Here is a 15,323-nt window from a genome sequence, read left to right as displayed (position 1 = left end):
GGGAAGACGATGCCGCCGGGGATGCCTTGACAGGGGAGGGCGGCTGCCGGAGGCGGTTTCGCCGTGCTGCTCGATCTCCTGCATCTCCTCACCACGCCCGTGCCGCGGGCCCAGCGCCGGCTCGGCTACCTGCGCGACAGCATCTGGCTGATGTCGCGGGCGCGCCGCTGCCGCCGGGCCTGGGCGCCGCATCTGGAGGCGAGCCGGGCGGTGATGCGCGCGGCCATCGCCGCCACCGAACGGCGCGACACCGCCGTGGTGCTGGGCTCCGGGCTCCTGCTCGATGTGCCGTTGGCGGATCTCGCCGGGGCCTTCCGCCGGGTGGTGCTGGTCGATGCCGTGCATCTCGCGCCCGCCCGGCGCGCGATCCGCGCCCATCCCAATGTCGAAACGCTGACGGCGGATCTGAGCGGCGCGATGGCGCTGATGACCGGCGCAGCGCGTGATCTCGACCCCCGCCTGCCGCCGGTCTGCGCCGAGCCGCGCACCGGCCTCGTCATCTCGGCCAACCTGCTCTCGCAACTGCCGATCCGCCCGGTCGAGCGGCTGGAGGCCTCACGCCGTCCCCTTGGAGCCTGGACGCCGGAGGACGGCGACGCCTTCGGCCGGCGGATCGTCGAGGGCCATCTCGACGCCCTGGGCAGGCTCACGGCGCGGGTCTGCCTCGTCACCGATATCGACGAGACCGAGGAGGACCGAGAGGGGCAGGTCCATGCGCGGCACGACCTTCTCTACGGCGTACCGCTTGGAAGCTCCGAGCGGGCCTGGACCTGGGAGCTTGCTCCGTTCGGCGAGACTGCGCGCCACCGGCGCCTGATCCATCGTGTGGCTGGGTTTTCGGATTGGCGACCGTGAGGACAGCGGGCGTGCTCATCGCAGCCGGGATTCGCAGAACTCTCAGAGCAAAATAAGAATAGCGATCCAGCTGTTCGGCTGTCCGGCAATCCCGAAGGGTTTATCTGGCGAGATCATCCGACATTTCCCGATCGATTGCAGGATCGAGGTGGAGTGATCGGAAGATCTGAGTGGGAAAACCAGAAAAGACCTTCGGGAGGTTTTGGTACGATGCGCCGCTTCTCCGCCCTGTTCCTTGCCGCGACCCTCGTGCCCGGTGCCGCCAGCGCCCTGTCGATGACCGACACGCTGGAGGCCTGGAAGCAGAGCTCGGCCCTGGACCGCCTCCAACTCGCGACCCGCTTCGGCAAGTCGTTCGTGTCGGTCAATGAGAGCTTCACCGCGGGCTACTTCGTCAAATGCATCGACGAGGTGGCGGGCTATTCCAATTCGCAGAAGGCCAAGATTGAGGACGCGGTTCGCGAATGCGTCGCCTCGCAGCTCCGGATGACCGGCAAGGGGCAGGCGGACGAGTAGCCCCCCTCAGATCTCGATCTCGGTGCCGATCTCGATCACCTGCCGCGCCGGCACACAGAAATGGGCGCCGGTGCGCTCGGCGTTGTTCTGCATCACCGCGAAGACCGCCTCGCGCCAGTCCGACATGCCCCGCTGGTCGGAGACGGGGATGATCGTCTCGTGGCCGACGAAAACGGTGAGATCCTCCGCGAACGCCTTCGGCAGGAGGCCGGCGCCGACGGCGCAATCCAGCCCCTCGGGGATCGAGGCCGATTGCATGAAGCCGTAATGGAGCACCACCCGGCGGATGTCGGGGGTGATCTCGGTGACGCGGGCGCGCTCCTCGCGCGGCACGGTCGGCGTCTCCTCGAACAGAGCGGTCACGATCAGCACGCGGGCGTGCAGCGCGCCCAGGCGCTCGACGAAGCGCATCATCGGCAGCGGGATGCCCTCGGTCGCCGAGGACAGGAAGGCGGCCGAGCCCGGCAGGGTCGTCGGCGGATTGTGGCGCAGGCTTTCGAGGAAGCGGGCCTCCGGCGGGCGCAGATCCACGCGCGCCTGTTCCAGGCAGAGCTGGCCCTTGCGCCAGGTCAGCATCAGGAAGGCGATGATGCCCGCCAGCAGCAGCGGAAACCAGCCGCCCTCGAACAGCTTCACGCTGTTGGCCGAGAGGAAGATCAGGTCGATCACGAGGAAGAAGCCGTTGACCGCGAGCACGAGGGGCAGGCCGAAGCCCCATTTGCGGGCGACGAGGCCGGCGAGCAGGGTCGTGATCGCCATCAGCAGCGACACGGCGATGCCGTAGGCCCCGGCCAGCGCGTCGGAGGAGCGGAAGATCAGGACGGCCGAGAGCGTGGCGGCGGCAAGCAGCCAGTTCACCAGCGGCACGTAGATCTGGCCGCTCTCGTCGGAGGCGGTGTGGACGATGTGCAGCGGCGGCAGGAAGCCGAGCTGGATCGATTGCCGGGTCAGCGAGAACACGCCCGAGATCACCGCCTGCGAGGCGATGACGGCGGCAAGCGTCGCCAGCCCGATCAGCGGGTAGTGCAGGACGCCCGGCGCGAGGCGGTAGAACGGGTTCTCGGCCGCGGATGGATCGACCAGCAGGATCGCGCCCTGCCCGAAATAATGGATCACCAGCGCCGGCAGAACGAGGACGAACCACGCGACACGGATCGCCCGCGCGCCGAAATGCCCGAGATCGGCATACATCGCCTCGCCACCGGTGACGGCGAGGAAGGCCGCGCCCAGCATCGTGAAGCCGACATGCAGGCCGGCATGGGCCGTGAACTCGACCGCGCGCAGCGGATTGACCGCCGCCAGGATCTGCGGCGCCTGAACGATGCCGCCGAGGCCGAGTGCGGCCAGCACGAGAAACCAGACCAGCATCACCGGCCCGAAGATCCTGCCGATGAAGGCCGCGCCCCGGCGCTGGACGAAAAACAGCCCGACGAGGATCACCAGCGTGATCGGCACGATGAAGCGGTCGAGGGCGGGCGCATCGACCCGAAGGCCCTCGACCGCCGAGAGCACCGAGATGGCCGGGGTGATCGCCCCGTCGCCGTAGAGCAGGGCGGCGCCGACGAGGCCGACCACGAGCAGCAGTGCCTGCCGCGATCCGGGTTGCGCGTGGCGGGCGCCGAGCAGCGCCAGCATCGCCACGATGCCGCCCTCGCCACGGTTGTCGGCCCGCAGGATCAGCACCGCGTATTTCAGCGAGACGACGAGGATCAGCGCCCAGAGGATCAGCGAAACGGCGCCGGTCACCGCGACCGGGCTCGGATCACCGCCCGGACTCGCGGCGCGCACCGCCTCCTTGAGGGCGTAGAGCGGGCTCGTGCCGATATCGCCGTAGACGACGCCGAGGGTGGCGATCAGCAGGCCCGCCCCGAGGCGACGGCCCGGCCCGGACTCCGATCGGCTCGCTTCCGAGGGCTGGGTGGCGGGCTGGCTCACGAATGTGCTCCGGGAAGCGGGGCCGTCATAGCGCTTTCCGACGAAGTGGATGCCGGTTCGGCGAACGAAAGCGCGCTGAGACGAAAGATCGAGAGACGCCGGCCTGATGCCATCAGGTCGGGAACGGCTCTCGTGGCGGTTCACCTATGGAGCGAAGGATTAAAAGCCAGGGTCTTTCGTGGGCGTGCGACCGGGTCGCTCACGGCTCGCGATGCGGGGAGGCATCCGGTCCGGTCTTGTCGGGGTTCGTGCGGCCGTCGCGCAGCCGAGCGGCGGCGGCGGCGGCCTTCTCGCCGATCCGGCGGCGCAGGTCGTCGGACAGCTCGATATCGACGAGGCGCCAGCCCCAGTCGCGCAGGCGCAGGCGGATGCGGAACTGCTCGTGGCGGGGGCGGTCCGGCGGCACGGCCACCAGCACGGAGCGGAACCCGCGCATGTCGGCGGCGAGATAGTAGCGCAGCAGCCGCTTGAGATCGGGGATGCGCAGGCCGTCGCGCCGCTCATGCCGGCCGGCCGGCGCAGCGAGGTCGGCGCCCTGCGGCCAGCCATCGTCGAGGAGGTCGATCACCGCTTTCGGCGTCAGCGCCGATTCCATGATCGGGAGCGCAACGGCTGCCGCCGCGTCGGCGATGCGCTGCCGTTCGCGGGGATCGAGGGCGTTGCTGTCGGCCTTGACGGCCGCGCTGATCTGCCGGGCGAGCGACAGGCGCAGCGTGCGGAAGTTGACGCGCTGCTCCACCGCTGCCGCGTCACCCGCCTGCACCGCCGCGGCGAAGCCGTAGAGCGACCAGAACGGCGTCAGCGTGTAGGCGAACCAAGCCGCCATCGCGAGAAGGGGAATGAGCCACCACCGCATCGGATCAGCCGCGGATGCGCGGTTGGATCATGCCGGGTTGTCCCCGGTCCCATTGTCCCCGGCGCCATGCCAGCCCGTCAGCCCGGAGAAGGCCGCGACGACGCCCTCGTAGACCGGACGCTTGAAGGGGACGATGAGGTCCGGCAGCGCCTCCAGCCGCTCCCAGCGCCACGCCTCGAATTCGGGCTTGTGATGGCCGCCGCCGGGGGCGTCCACGTCGATCGCCGATTCGTCGCCGGTGAGCCCGAAGGCGAACCATTTCTGGCGCTGACCGCGGTAGCGGCCCTTCCAGGCCTGCTTCATCACCGCCGGCGGCAGGTCGTAGGCGAGCCAGTCGCGCGTTTCGCCGAGCAGCGTGACGGCGTCGGCCGGCACGTTGGTCTCCTCGTGGAGTTCGCGCAGGGCCGCGGCGAGGGGCTCTTCACCCTCGTCGATCCCGCCCTGCGGCATCTGCCACGCGAGATCGCCGTCGACATGCTCGGGGCCTGCCTCGCGCTTGCGCCGGCCGATGAAGACGCGGCCGTCACGATGAAACAGGGTCACGCCCACACAGGGGCGGTAGGGCAGCGCGCTGCCCTCGGGCAGGCGCAGGAGGTCGTCGTCGAGGCGGGTCATCGCGGGCTCATGCTGGCGGCGCGACCATAGGAGGCCGAACCGGTGCGGGCAACGCCGACCTAACCCCCATCTGAGGCCGTAAAACGAGCGTGGGCGCGGCCTCGGCCGCGCCCACGAATTTCTCTGTCGTTTTCGAGGTACAGTTCAGGCGGCGCGCACGTTCGCGAGGAAGCGGCCGACTTCCGCCGAGAGGTGCTCGGACTGGCGCGACAGCTCGGAAGAGGCGGCGAGCACTTCGGCAGCGGTCGCCCCGGCTTCCTCGGCAGCCTGCGCCACGCCCGTGATGTTGCTCGTCACCTCGCCCGCACCCATCGCCGCCTGGGCGACGTTGCGCACGATCTCCTGCGTCGCCGCACCCTGCTGCTCCACCGCCGCGGCGATCGAAGCGGCCACCGAACTGATCTCCTCGATGCGCCCGGTGATGCTGCCAATGGCCGAGACCGCGTGGCCGGTGGTCTCCTGAATGCGGCCGATCTGGCCGGAGATTTCCTCTGTGGCGCGCGCGGTCTGGTTGGCGAGTTCCTTGACCTCGGCGGCCACCACCGCGAAGCCGCGGCCTGCCTCGCCCGCGCGGGCCGCCTCGATGGTGGCGTTGAGCGCGAGCAGGTTGGTCTGCCCGGCGATCGTGGTGATCATGGTGACGACGTCGCCGATCTTGGAGACGGCCGCGCTGAGTGCCCGGACATGGGCCGCCGTCTGCGCCGCCTCTCCCACCGCCGCCTGGGCGAGTGTCGAGGAGCCGCTGACCTGCCGGCCGATCTCCTGCACCGAGGCGCCCAGCTCCTCGGCGGCCGCCGCCACGGTGTTGACGTTGGTGGCAGCTTCCTCGGCCGCGGCGGCCACGCTGACCGACTGGCCGGCGGTCCGGGTTGCGGCACCGGTCATGCCGTGCGCCGAAGCCTGCAACTGGGCCGCGGCGGACGAGACGAGGCTGACGACGCCGCCGACCGCACCCTCGAACCGCTCGGCCATCTCGCGCATCGCCGCCTTGCGCTGCGCCTCCGCCCCGGCGCGGGCCGCGGCGCTCTCCTCTTCGAGGGTGCGCATGCGGATCAGCCCCGCCTTGAAGATCTGAACCGCGTCGGCGATCGTGCCGATCTCGGTCCGCTGGCCCTGGTGTGGGATCGTGACCGAAAGGTCGCCCGCGGCCAGCGCCTGCATCGGCCCGACCACGGAGGCGATGCCGCGGGTCACGCCGCGGGTGATCAGGACCGCGAGCAGGACCGCGAGGCCGAGTCCGAGGGCGAGGACGGCAAGGCCGATCGTGCGCACCTGCTGGAACACGGCCTCGCCCGCCGCCATCGCGCGGGCGGCACCCTCGTTGTTGAAATTGACCAGCTTCTCCAGCGAGTTCGACATCGCCCGGCGCGGCGCGAGGCCCTTCGACTCGTAGTAGGAGAAAGCGTCCGCCTTCCGGCCCTGGCGCGACAGGTCCATCACGTTGCGCCGTTCGTTCTCGAAGGTCGCGGTATCCCGCACATAGGTCTCGTAGAGCGCCCGCTCCTCGGCATTCGCGATGAGACGTTCGTAGGCCGCCCGCTTGTCGTCGATCAGCTTGCCGAAGCGCTCGAAGTCCTTGTCCATCGCGGACACCATCTGCGGGTCGGTCGCTTGCGTGTGCCGCAGCATCACGGTGTTCATCCGCGCCGCCGCCGTGTCGATTTCGCCGAGCAGGCGCACGCTGGGAAGCCAATTGCGTTCGATGTCGAGCGCTTGGTCGCGCATCGTTTGCGTCCCGACGAGGCCGAGAACCCCTAAGCTGACGAGAAGGATCGTCAGCACCGTGAATGAAGCGATGAGCTTGCTGCGAATGGGAAGTGTTTGGAGCGACACGGAGGACTCCGACAGGAACGGCGCGCGAATTTGCTGAGCGAGCGGCCGGATCCTGGCCCGGAAACACTTACCGGATCACGAATTGTTTATGCGATTTCGCGAGGAGAGGTAGGATTAAAACTGATGTACGTTTCGTGGCGGAATGAAAACTGACATAAGCTGTTTTCGCTTCAATCTGCGCGTGTCCCATGCGCCGAGAAGGCAGGGCAAGCGTGTCGCGTTGGTACTCGGGGGCTGGGCTCAGGTCGATATCACCGTGACGACTTCGGCGGATTGGCCCGTCTCCCGACCGATCCGGTCGGATGATCGATTTCGGATCGCCGCCATCCCGATTCCGGCAAAGGCCGTTCGGGCGATGTCCTAAGGCGCCGCGCTCGACAGCTTGGAGACGCCGCCCGGGCGGCGCAGGATCGCGCTCACCGGCACGAGCCGGATGCCGCGTGCCTCCAGGTCGCGCGACCAGCGCGACAGGCGCTCGATCGTCAACGGCGAGGCGCTGGAAGAGGCCAGCACGAGGCCCTTCTGCCGGGACAGAGTCTCCAGGCGGGCGAGTTCCGCGTCGATCGCATCGGGCCGCGCGACGGCGTCGATCACGATCTCGGCCCGCGCGGAGGGCAGCTTAATCTTCGCCGCGACGGTCGCGACCTGGGTGCCGGGCGCCGCGCCGTCATCGACGAAGCCGAGCCCGCGGGCGGACAGATCCTTCAGCACCGGTTCCAGGGCCCCGGCCTCGCTCATCAGCTTGGCACCCATGAAGTTCACGGCCCCGACGAATCCCGGAAACCGGCTCATCGCCCAGGCGGCCCGGTCGAGGTTCTCGCCGGGGCGGGCCGAGGCCAGAAGCGTCTGCGGACCGGGATCGCTGTCGGGATAGTCGAACGGCTCCATCGGCAGTTGGAGCAGGATCTCGTGGCCGGCCTCGCGGGCGCGGGCCGCGGTCTTTTCGAGGTCGGTGCCGTAGGGCGAGAGCGCAAGGCTCACCGCGGCGGGAAGCCGGGCGATGGCGCCGAGGGTGGCCATCTCGCCGATGCCGAGACCGGAGACGAGGACGGCGATGCGCGGTCCGGTGCCGGGCTCGTCCGGGCGGGCATAGACGTCGAGCGGCCGCAGGCGCCCTTCGCCGATCCGGGGCAGGGGGCCGTGGCGCCCGCGCTCGGTCAGGCGTGCATCGGGCGCCGGCGCGAGCTTCACCTGGGCGGCGTTCGGGACGCGGATGATCACCGGCGCATCGGGGGCCGTCGAACCGTCGGGGCGGAACACGCTGACGCCGGAGGCCTGCTCGACCTCGCTGGCGGACTGGGCCGGTCCTTTCGCAGCGGGCGGTGCGGCGTCGGCGATGCGGGGGACGGAGGCCGGGGCCTCGCGGATCTCGATGAGCGCCTGCGCCCGAGGCTCGCCGCCGCGGGGATCACCGGTGAGAGCGATGCCGCCGGCGAGCAGGGCCACGACCAGCGCACCGACGCCCGCCGCCGCGCCTGCGGACGGGCGCAGGGCAAAGCGCGGACGGGCCGCCTTGTTCGCGACCCCGAGAGGCTTCGTCAGGATGTCGTCGGCCGCGTCGCTCACCCGCCGTCCTGCCTGTTGGCCCATGCTCGGACGACCGGGCGCGGCCTTCAACGAGAAACGGCCCGCAACCCCGGTCTGAACCGGTATTGCGGGCCGTCATGGTTAATCTTTCGCTAACACCGCGGCGGATGCCCGCCGCGGGCCGGCTCAATCAGTTCTGCGTGGCCGGCTTCGTCACGTTGGCCGCACCCTTCTGGATGCCGTGCAGGAAATCGACCGCGGCGATGAGCTGCTTGTCCTTGGCCGGATCCGGCGGGATGTAGGCCGAGGAACCACCGCGCTCCTCGGTGTCCTTCTGCTTGAGGTGACCCTTCAGGCCGGCCTCGCCCTTGGTCTCGTCTTTGCCCTTCAGATCGTCGGGCACTTCCTGCAGCACCTCCTGATCCGGCTCGATGCCCTTCGCCTGGATCGAGCGGCCGGACGGCGTGTAGTAGCGCGCGGTGGTGAGGCGCAGGGCGCCCTGGCCGCCGAGCGGGATGATCGACTGCACCGAGCCCTTGCCGAAGGAGCGCGTGCCCATGATGGTCGCGCGCTTGTGATCCTGCAGGGCGCCGGCCACGATCTCGGAAGCCGAGGCCGCGCCGCCGTTCACGAGCACCACGATCGGCTTGCCCTTGGCCAGATCGCCGGCCTTGGCGGAGAAGCGCTGGGTCTCGTCCGGGTTGCGGCCGCGGGTCGAGACGATCTCGCCGCGGTCGAGGAAGGCGTCGGAGACCATCACCGCCTGATCGAGCAGGCCGCCGGGATTGTTGCGCAGATCGAGCACGAAGCCCTTCAGCTTGTCGCCGCCGATCTCGCCCTGGAGCTTGTCGATCGCCGTCTTGAGGCCGTCGTAGGTCTGCTCGTTGAACTGGGTCAGGCGGACATAGCCGACATCGCCGCTCTCGACCTTCGAGCGCACGGGGCGGATCTTGATGACGTCGCGCGTCAGCGAGACGTCGAGCGGCTCCTTGGCCTCCTTGCGGGAGATCTTCAGCTTCACCGTGGAGTTCACGGGGCCGCGCATCTTGTCGACGGCCTGGTTCAGGGTCAGGCCCTGGACCTGATCCTCGTCGATCTGGGTGATGATGTCGTTGGCGAGCAGACCGGCCTTGGAGGCGGGCGTGTCGTCGATCGGCGAGACGACCTTGATCAGGCCGTCCTCCATCGTGACCTCGATGCCGAGGCCGCCGAACTCGCCCTTCGTCGTCGTCTGCATGTCGCGGAAGGCTTTCGCGTCCATGTAGCTCGAATGCGGGTCGAGCGAGGTCAGCATGCCGTTGACGGCCGACTCGATCAGCTTCGCTTCCTCGGGCTTCTCGACGTAGTCGGTCCGCACCTTCTCGAACACGTCGCCGAACAGGCTCAGTTGCCGGTAGGTTTCCGCCGAGGCCGCGATGGCGCTCGTACCGGACAGCAGCTGGGTCTGGGTCGACAGGGCCGAGGCGCCGATGCCGAGGGCCGCGCCGAGTAACACGAGGGACACTTTGCGCATTATCCGCGAACCTTCTCGCTGGAACTTCTCGCCCACCACGGCTCCGGATCGATAGAGCCGCCGTCTTTCCTGAACTCGACGTACAGGACGGGATCAATCCGATCATCGTCCTTCTGTGACGCAGCCTGCGTCACGTTCGACGGCGTGCTTGCCGGAGTGCCGCTGCCCTCGCCCATCACGGCCACCGGTTCGCCCGCCAGTACGAACTGGCCGACCTCGACGTTGATCTGATCCATCCCCGCGAGCAACAGATAGTAGCCGTCGCCCGCATTGATGATCAAGAGACGCCCGTAGGAGCGAAAGGGTCCGGCGAAGGAAACCCATCCGTCCGCGGGCGAGGAGACCACCGCCTTCGGCCGCGCCCGCAGCGAGATGCCGCGGGTGGTGCCGCCCTGGCCGTCGGGCTGGTTGAAGCCGCGCAGCAGGGGGCCGCTCACCGGCCTGGGCAGATCGCCGCGGGCCTCGGCGAACTTCACCTTGGGCGCGAGCCGCGCCGGATCGCGGGCGCCGGCCGCCGCGAACTTGTCCTGGATCGCCCGCTGCTCGCGTTCGGCGGCGGCGCGGACTTCGTCGGCGGCGCGGCGGGCGCTCGACAGCTCGCCCTCCATCCGGTCCACGAGTTCCTTGAGCGATTTGGCCTGCGTGCCGAGTTCGGCGCTATTGCGGCGCTCGGCGGTGAGGCTGGACTCGACCTCCGCCTGGCGGCTGCGGCGGGCGGCGATCAGCGCGTCGAGGCGCTGGCGCTCGGCGGCCCAGCCCGCGAGATCTTTTTTCAGCGCCTCGCGGTCGGCGGCGATGAGACCGCGCACCCGCACCAGTTCGGTAAGGTCGCCGGCGAGCGTATCGGCCTCGCCGCGCAGCTCCGGCACCACCGCACCGAGCATCATCGAGGTGCGGATCGCCGCCAGCACGTCCTCGGGGCGCACCAGCACGGCAGGCGGCGGGCGCCGGCCCATGCGCTGGAGCGCGGCCAGGATCTCGGCGATGACCGCGCGGCGCGCTTCCAGCGATTTGCGGATCGCCGCGTCGCTGTCGGTCAGCGCGCGCAGGCGCTCCTCCAGCCGGTTCATCCGGTCCTCGGTCGCCTGGGCCTGGCGTCCGGCATCGAGCAGGGCGGTGCTGAGTTTGGTCCGGTCGGAGCCGATCGCGGCGATCTCGGCCTCCAAAGCCGCCCGGCTGCCGCTGCTGGCGGCCAGCGCGTCCTCGATCTGCTTGAGGCTCTGGGCGCGCCGGTCCCGCTCCTCCTGCGTGCGCCGCATCGCCTCCGGATCGGGCGTCGTCTGCGCGCGCACGGGCAGGGCGAGGCCGCCCGCGAGGCAGGCAAGAGCCGTCAGCACCAGAGCGGACTTGGCCGTCAGGATCGTCGCCGACCGGGAGTGGGCCGCCACCTTGGATCTCATGCCTCGGGATCGCCCCGGTGATAGGGGTGCCCGGCCAGGATGGTCAGCGCCCGGTAGACCTGCTCGAGGGCGAGCACACGAACCAGTCCGTGCGGCAGTGTCGCCGCCCCGAAGGCGAGAATATGGTCGGCGCGTCCGCGCACGGTCTCGTGAAGGCCATCCGCTCCGCCGACAACGAGAACGAGCGTGCTGCGCCCCGCGTCGCGCCACGCCCCGATCTTGTCCGCGATGCGCTCGCTCGGCCAGTCGGAGCGGCCGCGCTCGTCGCAGGCGATCACCGCCGCGTCCGCCGGCACGAGAGCCAGGATCGCCGCTGCCTCCTCGGCGATGCGGTCGGCGCTCCGGCGCGCGCGCGATTCGGGAATCTCGGTCAGGTCGCAGGCGGTGACGCCCAGGCCCTTGCCGAGCGCGACCGCGCGCTCGCGGTAACGGGCGGCGAGATCCCGCTCCGGCCCGTTCTTCAGGCGTCCGATGGCGACGACGAGCAGGCGCAAGGGGGTTGAACGATCCCGGGAGCGAGGTGTTGGGGCGCGATAGCACGATCCCGCCGGGGACGGGGAGCCGATCGCGCCGGAAAACGTCGCCGGCAACGCAGGCAAGGCCGGCCCGAGCGCCACGGTGCGACTTCGCCGGGGTGGCGGCACGGCGGCGGCGACCTACCTGCCGCCCTCACCGACGCCTTCGACCCGGACCCGGCCCCCTGCCGCGCCCACCCGTCCGGGATCTCACGACAGGATCACGATGCACTCGCCCGCAAGCGCCGCGCCCCCGCGCCTCGACCGCAAGGCCGTGGGAGCGGTCGTGCTCGGCAACGCCCTCGAATTCTACGATTTCACGATCTACGCCTTCTTCGCCAAGTCGATCGGCGCGACCTTCTTCCCCTCGGATAGCCCGACCGACAGCCTTCTCGCCTCGCTCGCCCTGTTCGGGATCGGCTACGTCATGCGCCCGGTGGGCGGCGTGCTGATCGGCGCCTTCGCCGACCGGGCCGGGCGCAAGCCCGCGATGCTCATCACCATCGCGCTGATGGCGGTGGGCATGCTGATGCTGGCGGCCTGCCCCGGCACGGCGGTGCTCGGCGTCTGGGCACAGGTGATCGTGATCGCCGGGCGGCTGATCCAGGGGCTGGCGCTCGGCGGCGAGGTCGGACCCTCTACCGCCTTCCTGATCGAGGCGGCCCCGGCGCGGCATCGCGGCTTCGTTGCGAGTTGGCAGATCGCGAGCCAGGGCTGCGCCGCCCTGTTCGCCACCGTGCTGACCCTCGTGCTCGGCGATACGGCCATGGCCGATTGGGGCTGGCGGCTGATGTTCGGTCTCGGCCTGCTCGTCGTGCCGGTCGGCCTCGTGATCCGCAGCCACCTGCCGGAGACGGCGGGCGAGGGGCACGACCCCGCCGCTGCCGATTCGACGGGTGCGGTGCTCGGTCGGCTGCTGCGCCAGCACGGGCGGATGCTCGGGCTGACCTTCCTCGTCATCGCCGCCTCGACCGTCTCGAACGCGGTGGGCACCAACATGCCGGTTTATGCGGGGGCGACGCTCGGCCTCTCGGAGATGGCGGCCAACGCCGTGCCGATCGCCCTGGGGCTGGCCTCCGTGATCTTTCCGCTCCTCGGCGGCTGGCTCGCCGACCGGTTCGGGCGCAAGCCGGTGATGATCTGGCCGCGCGCGCTGATCCTGTTGCTCGCCGTGCCAACCTTCCTGTGGATGCTGGGCAGCCCCAGCGCGTACAGCGTCTACGCCGTGACCTTCCTGCTCTCGGCCCTGTCCTCGGTCAACGCGGCGGCGATCATCGTCGCCATCCCCGAAGCCCTGCCGCGGGCGGTGCGCAGCGCTGGGCTGTCGATCGTCTACGCGCTCTCGGTCTCGATCTTCGGCGGCAGCACGAACTACGTCGTGAACTGGCTGATCGCCGCGACCGGCGACCGGATGGCGCCGGCCTATTACCTCGCCGCCTTCAGCCTCGTCGGCACGGTCGCCGCCCTGCTGCTGCCGGAGACGCGGGGGCGGGATATCCATGTCGATACAGCGACGCGGAGGTGAATTCCGGCGGTGCGTCACCGCCGAGGAGCAGGCTGTCACGGGCCGGAGAAGTCCCAATCGAGCCCGGGCATTCAAGGCGGCCGCTTAGAACAGGCGGACCCGGCCCGCGTGCCGGGCCAACGGCCGTTGCATCGCGGCGCAAACGTTCTTTCGCCCATGTCGGACAGGCGAAGACTGACTATTTCGATGCAATGAATTTTTAGGAAAAATTAGACCAAATGCATCTCCGGGAGAGGACGCGCGGCGACGTGTTCATGGTCTGGTGTTCGGCAAGATGAGAATGAAATTCATTTACGGCCGCCGAGAGCTCCTGAGCGGTATCGTACCGAGCTATACCGACCCGGAAGCCTGCATCCGTCAGATCGGGGAGTTGCAGAAGCAGATCCCGTCGCTCTACGCGCTGCTCTCCGTCAACGCCTGCGCCCTCGCATTCACCCATTACCCACTTGCGCCGGCTTGGCTGACCGTCGGGCTGCCCGGCGTGATGATCGGCCTGTGTGTGGTGCGGGCCACGCATTGGTGGCATCTTCGGCCGCAGTCGATCTCCGGAGAAGAGGCCGTCAAACGGCTGCGCGGCACCAGCCTCCTCACCGTCTTGTTCTCGGCCCTCTTCGTCGGCTGGGCGATGAAGCTCACGTCCTATGGCGGACCGTTCGAGCAGGGTCACGTCGCCATCTTCGTCGCGATCACCGTCATCGCCTGCATCTTCTGCCTGACGCATCTGCCGGCGGCGGCGCTCGTCGTGACGATCATCGTCATGGGCAGCTTCCTGATTCACTGCTTCACGAGCGGCAACAGCGTCTTCATCGCGATCGCGCTCAACACCGCTTTCGTCACGGTGGTGATGGTGCGCATCCTCACCAACAACTTCCTGGCCTTCCTCCAACTGCTCGAGTCCAAGGCCGAAGCCCAGCGGCTCGGCGAGGAGAACCAGCGCCTGGCGCATACCGACAGCCTGACCGGGTTGCCCAATCGGCGCTATTTCTTCCAGCGCCTCGATGCGCTGATCGCGGCTTCGGCGACCGGAAACGCCGCCTTCGCCCTCGCGATCTTCGACCTCGACCGGTTCAAGCCGATCAACGACACGTTCGGCCACACCGCCGGGGACCGGGTGCTGGAAGAGACCGGGCGCCGTCTCAGCGCCTTCGCCGCGGACGGCGTGACGATCGCGCGCCTCGGCGGCGACGAGTTCGGCGTGCTGATCCACGCGGCCGACCGCACGGCCGACGCGGTCGAGCTTTGCAACCGCATCTGTACGGCGCTGCACGCGCCGATTTCGCTCGGCGAGACGCAGGTCGTGCCGGGATGCTCCGGCGGTCTGGCGCTGTATCCCAGCGCCGGACGGGCGGCGGATGCGCTGTTCGACCGGGCCGATTATGCGCTCTACCATTCCAAGGAGCGCAAGCGCGGGACCACGACCCTGTTCTCGCAGGAGCATGAGGACGCGATCCGGGCCGAGCGCGCGGTGGAGGCCGCCCTCCAGAGCGCGGATCTCGCCGCCGAGATGGAGATGCACTACCAGCCGATCCTCGACACGGTGACGGACCGCATCACCACGGTCGAGGCGCTGGCTCGCTGGACGAGCCCGAAGCTCGGGCGCGTGCCGCCCGACCGCTTCATCGCCGTGGCGGAGCGCTGCGGCATGATCCACTCGGTGACCCTGCTTCTCCTGCGAAAGGCGCTCGCCGACGCGGCCCGGCTTCCGGACGACATCGGATTGTCGTTCAATCTCTCCTCACATGATCTCGCCTCGCCCGAGACGGTCATCGCGATCCTCGCCGCGGTCCGGCAGAGCGGGCTCGATCCCCGGCGGATCACGCTGGAGCTGACGGAGACCGCGCTGATGCGCGACTTCGAGGGGGCGCAAAAGGCGATCACGCTGCTGCGCGCGCTTGGCATCAAGATCGCGCTGGACGATTTCGGGACTGGGTATTCGAGCCTGAACTACGTCCACCGCCTGCCGCTGGACCGGATCAAGATCGACCGCGGCTTCATGGCCGATGTCGAATCCGACCTCGGGCGCAGCGTCGTGATCACGATCCTCGATCTCTGCCAGAATCTCGGCCTGGACGGCATCGCCGAGGGGATCGAGACCACGGAGCAATTGAGCGCGGTGCGCCGTCACGGCTGTCGCTACGTTCAGGGCTACCTGATCGGGGTGCCGATGCCGATGACGGACCTGCTCGGCGGCCTTCGCGGCGCGGCGGAGGCCGAGCCGGTCTCCGCCTGATCC

Annotated in this window: 12 protein-coding genes; 4 read left to right on the top strand and 8 right to left on the bottom strand. The window is 69.4% G+C overall.

Annotated elements, in window-relative coordinates; translation table 11 throughout:
* The first annotated feature begins 63 nt into the window (after positions 1-63).
* Both M2437_RS21745 and M2437_RS21740 read left to right on the top strand, forming a co-directional pair.
* The gene (locus M2437_RS21745) at positions 64-855 is read left to right on the top strand and encodes a hypothetical protein (RefSeq protein WP_253388672.1); all 792 of its coding nucleotides are present in this window, start codon (positions 64-66) and stop codon (positions 853-855) included.
* Positions 856-1,065: 210 nt separating this feature from the next.
* Complete coding sequence (locus tag M2437_RS21740; RefSeq protein ID WP_003598758.1) at positions 1,066-1,371, top strand: hypothetical protein; 306 nt, start codon at positions 1,066-1,068, stop codon at positions 1,369-1,371.
* 6 nt (positions 1,372-1,377) lie between these two features.
* Here M2437_RS21740 and M2437_RS21735 read toward each other — a convergent pair whose 3' ends face one another.
* The 8 genes from M2437_RS21735 to rlmH all read right to left on the bottom strand — a co-directional run bounded on the left by M2437_RS21735 (position 1,378) and on the right by rlmH (position 11,544).
* On the bottom strand, positions 1,378-3,306 hold the full coding sequence (locus tag M2437_RS21735; RefSeq protein WP_253388671.1) for a potassium transporter Kup: 1,929 nt from the start codon (positions 3,304-3,306) through the stop codon (positions 1,378-1,380).
* A gap of 199 nt (positions 3,307-3,505) precedes the next feature.
* Positions 3,506-4,162 (bottom strand): DUF2939 domain-containing protein, encoded by a 657-nt coding sequence (locus M2437_RS21730; protein WP_253388670.1) that lies wholly within the window; start codon positions 4,160-4,162, stop codon positions 3,506-3,508.
* 27 nt (positions 4,163-4,189) lie between these two features.
* On the bottom strand, positions 4,190-4,777 hold the full coding sequence (locus tag M2437_RS21725) for an RNA pyrophosphohydrolase (RefSeq protein ID WP_253388669.1): 588 nt from the start codon (positions 4,775-4,777) through the stop codon (positions 4,190-4,192).
* Between the two features lie 144 nt (positions 4,778-4,921).
* A complete protein-coding gene (locus M2437_RS21720) occupies positions 4,922-6,610 on the bottom strand; it encodes a methyl-accepting chemotaxis protein (RefSeq protein ID WP_182567138.1) in 1,689 nt (562 codons plus the stop codon).
* A gap of 360 nt (positions 6,611-6,970) precedes the next feature.
* Positions 6,971-8,176 (bottom strand): divergent polysaccharide deacetylase family protein, encoded by a 1,206-nt coding sequence (locus tag M2437_RS21715; protein WP_253388668.1) that lies wholly within the window; start codon positions 8,174-8,176, stop codon positions 6,971-6,973.
* A gap of 151 nt (positions 8,177-8,327) precedes the next feature.
* Complete coding sequence (locus M2437_RS21710) at positions 8,328-9,650, bottom strand: S41 family peptidase (protein WP_003598707.1); 1,323 nt, start codon at positions 9,648-9,650, stop codon at positions 8,328-8,330.
* Positions 9,650-11,050 carry a murein hydrolase activator EnvC family protein gene (locus M2437_RS21705; RefSeq protein ID WP_253388667.1) on the bottom strand — a complete coding sequence of 467 codons (1,401 nt, stop codon included), beginning with the start codon at positions 11,048-11,050 and terminating at the stop codon, positions 9,650-9,652. The genes M2437_RS21710 and M2437_RS21705 overlap by 1 nt, the downstream gene beginning before the upstream one ends.
* Positions 11,047-11,544 carry a 23S rRNA (pseudouridine(1915)-N(3))-methyltransferase RlmH gene (gene rlmH / locus M2437_RS21700; protein ID WP_003604480.1) on the bottom strand — a complete coding sequence of 166 codons (498 nt, stop codon included), beginning with the start codon at positions 11,542-11,544 and terminating at the stop codon, positions 11,047-11,049. The genes M2437_RS21705 and rlmH overlap by 4 nt, the downstream gene beginning before the upstream one ends.
* A 247-nt stretch (positions 11,545-11,791) precedes the next feature.
* Here rlmH and M2437_RS21695 point away from each other — a divergent pair, with 247 nt between their 5' ends.
* Together M2437_RS21695 and M2437_RS21690 are read left to right on the top strand one after the other, a co-directional pair.
* A complete protein-coding gene (locus M2437_RS21695) occupies positions 11,792-13,090 on the top strand; it encodes an MFS transporter (protein ID WP_253388666.1) in 1,299 nt (432 codons plus the stop codon).
* 280 nt (positions 13,091-13,370) lie between these two features.
* Positions 13,371-15,320, top strand: coding sequence for a putative bifunctional diguanylate cyclase/phosphodiesterase (locus M2437_RS21690; protein WP_253388665.1), 1,950 nt, complete (start codon positions 13,371-13,373; stop codon positions 15,318-15,320).
* Positions 15,321-15,323 lie beyond the last annotated feature (3 nt).

It is taken from the genome of Methylorubrum pseudosasae, assembly GCF_029504475.1.
Lineage (GTDB): Bacteria > Pseudomonadota > Alphaproteobacteria > Rhizobiales > Beijerinckiaceae > Methylobacterium > Methylobacterium extorquens.
This window is presented reverse-complemented; position numbering and strand designations above follow the sequence as displayed.